Source organism: Arthrobacter sp. NPDC080031 (assembly GCF_040702485.1).
GTDB lineage: Bacteria > Actinomycetota > Actinomycetes > Actinomycetales > Micrococcaceae > Arthrobacter.
Genome location: NZ_JBFBLA010000054.1, coordinates 1 through 4,694 on the forward strand (window position 1 = coordinate 1; position 4,694 = coordinate 4,694).

The 4,694-nt window shown below is 64.0% G+C and carries 4 protein-coding genes; 2 read left to right on the top strand and 2 right to left on the bottom strand.

Translation table 11 applies throughout. From position 1 onward, the window contains the following. Positions 1-159: 159 nt before the first annotated feature. Both AB0323_RS23850 and AB0323_RS23855 read right to left on the bottom strand, forming a co-directional pair. Entirely contained in the window at positions 160-852 is a 693-nt protein-coding gene (locus tag AB0323_RS23850) for an SRPBCC domain-containing protein (protein ID WP_366179530.1), read from the bottom strand. Beyond that, entirely contained in the window at positions 845-1,477 is a 633-nt protein-coding gene (locus tag AB0323_RS23855; protein WP_284980886.1) for a helix-turn-helix domain-containing protein, read from the bottom strand. The genes AB0323_RS23850 and AB0323_RS23855 overlap by 8 nt, the downstream gene beginning before the upstream one ends. A gap of 256 nt (positions 1,478-1,733) precedes the next feature. Here AB0323_RS23855 and AB0323_RS23860 point away from each other — a divergent pair, with 256 nt between their 5' ends. Beyond that, entirely contained in the window at positions 1,734-3,377 is a 1,644-nt protein-coding gene (locus AB0323_RS23860; RefSeq protein WP_366179531.1) for an alkaline phosphatase family protein, read from the top strand. A gap of 79 nt (positions 3,378-3,456) precedes the next feature. Further along, positions 3,457-4,404, top strand: coding sequence for an RluA family pseudouridine synthase (locus AB0323_RS23865; RefSeq protein ID WP_366179532.1), 948 nt, complete (start codon positions 3,457-3,459; stop codon positions 4,402-4,404). The last annotated feature ends 290 nt before the right edge of the window (positions 4,405-4,694 follow it).

Genomic DNA, 4,694 nt, shown 5'->3' on the forward strand with positions numbered 1-4,694 from the left:
CCGCCGGCCACGGCCCACCCTCAACCTACAAACCCCAGCCAACCGGCTCAACCAGCTGCTGCAGGCAGCCTAAACCCCCTGCGTTGCTACGACCATATGACTTTGCCGAGGGCAAAACGACATTAACTGCGAGTCAGTTGGGCGGTGCGGAATCAGGCTCTAGGCGTACACCTTCTCCAGGAACGCGCCCCAGGCCTTCGCGGTCAGTTCGGAGTCGCCGCTGCCGCTGAAATCGTGAACCGTCATGCCCACGGGGGCTCCGAAGGAGTTGCGGCCGAAGAAGCGGTACAGCGTGTCGGCGGTCCGCAGGCCCAGGAAGTGCTGATTGGAGAAGTCGAGCTCCCCGCTCAGCCGACCCACGCCGTCGACGTCCACCTGAACCGTTGAACCTTGCGCAACGCCGTCCACGCCGAGGGCCTTTTTCAGTTGCACGAAACCGTCGGGCGTCTGCGAGGACGCCGGTCCCTGGATGTCGGTGAATACCACGGGCTTGCCGTCAAAGTACTGGAGGTACTGGCCTAGGGTGTGCAGGTAGAACTCGGTGTGCTTGCTGGCGCCGTCGTACTGCTCCTCCCAGTTGTCCGCGAAGATGCCGCTGTGGACATAGTGCAGCTTGGCACGGCCGCCCTCGAGCGGTTCGAGTACGTGCTCGAGCTGGTTGAACCAGCCGTCCGGCCCGTCCATGCGGGTCACGAGGTGGCTGGGGTATTCGTCCACGGTCTTCACGGCCGGCCACTGATCGGTGGGGAACATCCAGGCCGAGGTGTCCTTGGTGACAGCCTGCCAGACCCGTTCAGGAGTGCCGGGCAGTTCAGTGTCGGCCACGATTTCGAATTCACGGTTGTCAGTCATTGTCCTGTTCCTTTTCTGGAGAGTGCTGTGTATTTGTCTTGAGTGCGGGATGAAGTACGACGACGAGCCGGTGCTTGCGTGCGCCGCTCGCCAGCGCGGAAGCACCGCCGTCGTGGTACTTGTCCACGAGCCGGGTCACCGCGACGCCAAGTTCCTCGGCAAAAGCGGCGCGGTCCGACGCCGAGCGGAAGGTGATCTCGCCGTCGATCGCGAAGCTCGCAAGCGTCTTCTTGGCCGCGGCCGCGCCCGCTATCAACTTGCCCATCTCCTGGACCGTCCGGGCCGCGAGGGCAAGGAGCCAGAAGGCGGAAAAGCGGTCCGAGAAGCGTCGGGGATCCGGCGCCACGGATGCAAGTGCCACCGGCGAGATCAGGTATGACGCCGCCGTCGCGCGCAAAACGCGTTCGGTGACGTTGCCTTTCTTCCGTTCCTCCACAAGCTCGACGAGCCCATGCCGCTCAAGGGCCTTGAGATGGTAGTTGACCTTCTGCCGGGGCAGGCCCACCTTGACCGCCAGCTGGGTGGCGGATCCGGGCTCGACAAGCTCCTGCAGAATGCGCGTGCGGATCGGGTCCAGCGAGGCTTCCGCCGCGGCGGGGTCCTCGATCACTTCGATGTCCAACATGCTTCCATTGTGCCCACCGACAACTTTTCTTGTCAAGAACTTTTTTCTCGTCGGGAGGCTGCGGGACGCCGTCGGGCGGAGCCCTGCCGGCCTGTACCGCTGCGATCGCTGAAGGAGTAGCCTGCGGGTATCCCTGTCCATGAGGTGCAAGATGAGGTTCAATAGTCCGCCCGCTGGGTCCGGAGCCGATAAGCTAATCGGGCCTCGCAGGGGGCGGATTCGGGCTTGGGCGTTACGGCGTCCTGGCCTCGCCGCGTTGTCCATTGTCGCGGTTATCGCGCTTGTGGGCGCTGCCGTCTTTTTCGGCGCCTCCTGGTCCCGGACGCCAGTGGCGGCGGGGACCCCGGGTACGGGAGCCCCGGATACGGCGGGCTCCTCTGCCGTAGATACGGGGATTTCGAAGATCCAGCATGTCATCGTCATCATGCAGGAGAACCGTTCGTTCGACAGCTACTTCGGGACCTTCCCCGGAGCGGACGGGATACCGATGCAGGACGGCTCCCCCGCGGTGTGCGTTCCCGATCCGGCCCACGGCTCGTGCGTGAAACCGTACTACGACCCCGCTGACCGGAACTCCGGTGGACCGCACAGCCAGAGCAATGCCGCGGCGGACATCAACGGCGGGAAAATGGACGGCTTCATCGCGCAAGCCGAGAAGGCCTCAACCAACTGCGCACCGAACGCCCCAGCCTGCGCGGGCGGCAAGCAAAGCGACGTGATGGGCTACCACGACGCTCGCGACCTCCCCAACTACTGGGCGTATGCCAAGGACTTCACGTTGCAGGACCACATGTTCGAACCCAATGCCTCCTGGAGCCTGCCCGAGCACCTGTACATGGTCTCGGAATGGTCGGCCAAATGCACCCGGACGGGCGACCCGCAATCCTGCGTGAACGCCCTCCAGAATCCGGGCAGTCCGCCGGACTTCAGCTCCGCGATCCAGTCCACCCTCATCGGCAAATGCCGGGCCGGCCTGCAAAACAAGGCCTGCCAGGACGCACTCGCTGCGGCGGGGATCACCCCGGACATGGCCGCCCAACTGCACACCCTCATCGCGCAAAACTGCGCCGGCTCGGATTCCTATGCGAGTTGCCAGGCCGCGATCGACAAAGCAGCCCTCCCCGAAGCGCTCAAACAAAAACTGCTGGCCGCCGCGAAACTGCTTGCTCCCCCTGACTACGCCTGGACCGATCTCACCTACTTGCTGCACAAACAAAACGTGCCCTGGGCCTACTACGTCTTCAACGGCACCGAGCCCGACTGCCAGGACGACGCAGCCATGTCCTGCGCTCCCGTCGCCCAGAACGCGAAGACACCGGGCATTTGGAATCCGCTACCCTACTTCGACACCGTGAAACAGGACGGCCAGCTCGGCAACATCCAGTCCCTCACCAACTTCTACGCCGCCGCCAAAAATGGCACCTTGCCCGCCGTGAGCTGGATCGACCCCACCGCAGCGGTCAGCGAACACCCTCCGGCGCTGATCAGCACCGGGCAGGCGTACGTCACGGGCCTGATCAATGCCGTCATGTCCGGCCCTGACTGGAACAGCACCGCCATTTTCCTTTCGTGGGATGACTGGGGCGGTTTTTACGACCACGTCACCCCGCCCACCGTCGACCAAAACGGCTACGGCCTCCGGGTCCCGGGAATCGTCATCAGCCCCTACGCGAAACAAGGCAACATCGACCACCAGACACTCAGCCACGACGCCTACGCCAAGTTCATCGAAGACGACTTCCTCCACGGCCAACGCCTCGACCCGGCCACGGACGGACGGCCAGATCCCCGGCCCGGCGTCCGTGAGGACAACCCCCAGCTCGGCAACTTGGTGAACGACTTCAACTTCAACCAGCAGCCCATCAAACCCGTCATCTTGCCGGGCGGCACAACGTACTAGGTGTTAGCGGCCCCCGGGGCGGCCCTTGTTGCACGCTCCGGGGCGGCCCTTGTTGCACCCCCGGTAGAATGGACCGGTGATGCAATCCCCCCTTCCAGTGCGCGACGGCGTCAACGCCACCCGTCTGCGCCTCCCGGACGAGGGGCCTTGGGACACCGCAATGGACTACATGATGCACCGCTGGGGCCATATCGACCCCCAAGGCATCGAGGACAGGTTCGACGCCGGCGAAATCGTCGGAGAAGGCGGCGCGGCCCTTGACCGCTGCACCCCCCTCGAAGAACACACCTTCATTTGGTACTACCGCACCCTCCCGCCGGAGACCCGGATGCCAGTGGAGATCAACATCCTCCACCAGGACGAGCACCTCCTGGTCGTCGACAAGCCCCACTTCCTGCCGACCACCCCGGGCGGGACCTACATCCAGGAATCCGCGCTCGTCCGGCTCCGGAACCAGCTCGACCTGCCGGACCTCATCCCTATGCACCGCCTCGACCGCATGACCGCCGGGGTGTTGCTGCTCTCCACCAACCCGGACACCCGCGGCAAGTACCAGGTCCTCTTCGAAAAACGGCAGGTGCAAAAGGAGTACGAGTGCGTCTCCGCCGCGGCACCCGCCGCAGGCTTTCCCGCCGTCGGGTTCCCCGCCGTCGTGCGTAACCGCATGACCAAATCCCGCAGCTACCTTCTCGCGGAAGTCATCGAGGGCGAGCCCAACGCGGAAACGCGTATTGAGCTGTTGAGAACGTTCGACGGCGGCACTCACGACGGCGGCGTGGCTCGCCGAGCGCTGTACCGGCTTGAGCCCCACACCGGCAAGACCCACCAGCTTCGCGTGCACATGGCTTCGCTCGGGCTGGGAATAGTGAACGACGCGTTCTACCCCGAACTCCTGGACAAGGCTCCGGACGACTATTCCAAGCCGCTGCAGCTGCTCGCCCGTGGCATCCGATTCGTTGACCCCATCAGCAAGCAAGCCGTGGAATACCGGAGCCGCCTCGAGTTGAGCGAAGCCCGCCCCGCCTGACGCCCGCTCACCTATGGCGGCTTTCCCTCAAACCCTCGCTCACCAATACACGGTTTCCCCAGGACGCTCGCTCACCAATATTGTGAGGGGCATGTCCACCTTGATGCCGGGCAAAGGGCGTCACAAGTGAAGTGAGCGAGCGTCCGGCCAAACAGCCACACAAGTGAGCGAGCGTCCGGCCAAACACCCACACAAGTGAGCGAGCCCCCCTTCGTCAAGCTGGTTGTGAGTCATTCATTGCCTGTTGATTGAAGGAGCCGGCGATGGCCGTTGATAACAAGGGTTTTACG

Excerpts from the sequence above, each read along its gene's own strand:
- AB0323_RS23865 (WP_366179532.1), top strand. The coding sequence starts at position 3,457 with ATGCAATCCCCCCTTCCAGTGCGCGACGGCGTCAACGCCACCCGTCTG.
- AB0323_RS23850 (WP_366179530.1), bottom strand. The coding sequence starts at position 852 with ATGACTGACAACCGTGAATTCGAAATCGTGGCCGACACTGAACTGCCC.
- AB0323_RS23855 (WP_284980886.1), bottom strand. The coding sequence starts at position 1,477 with ATGTTGGACATCGAAGTGATCGAGGACCCCGCCGCGGCGGAAGCCTCG.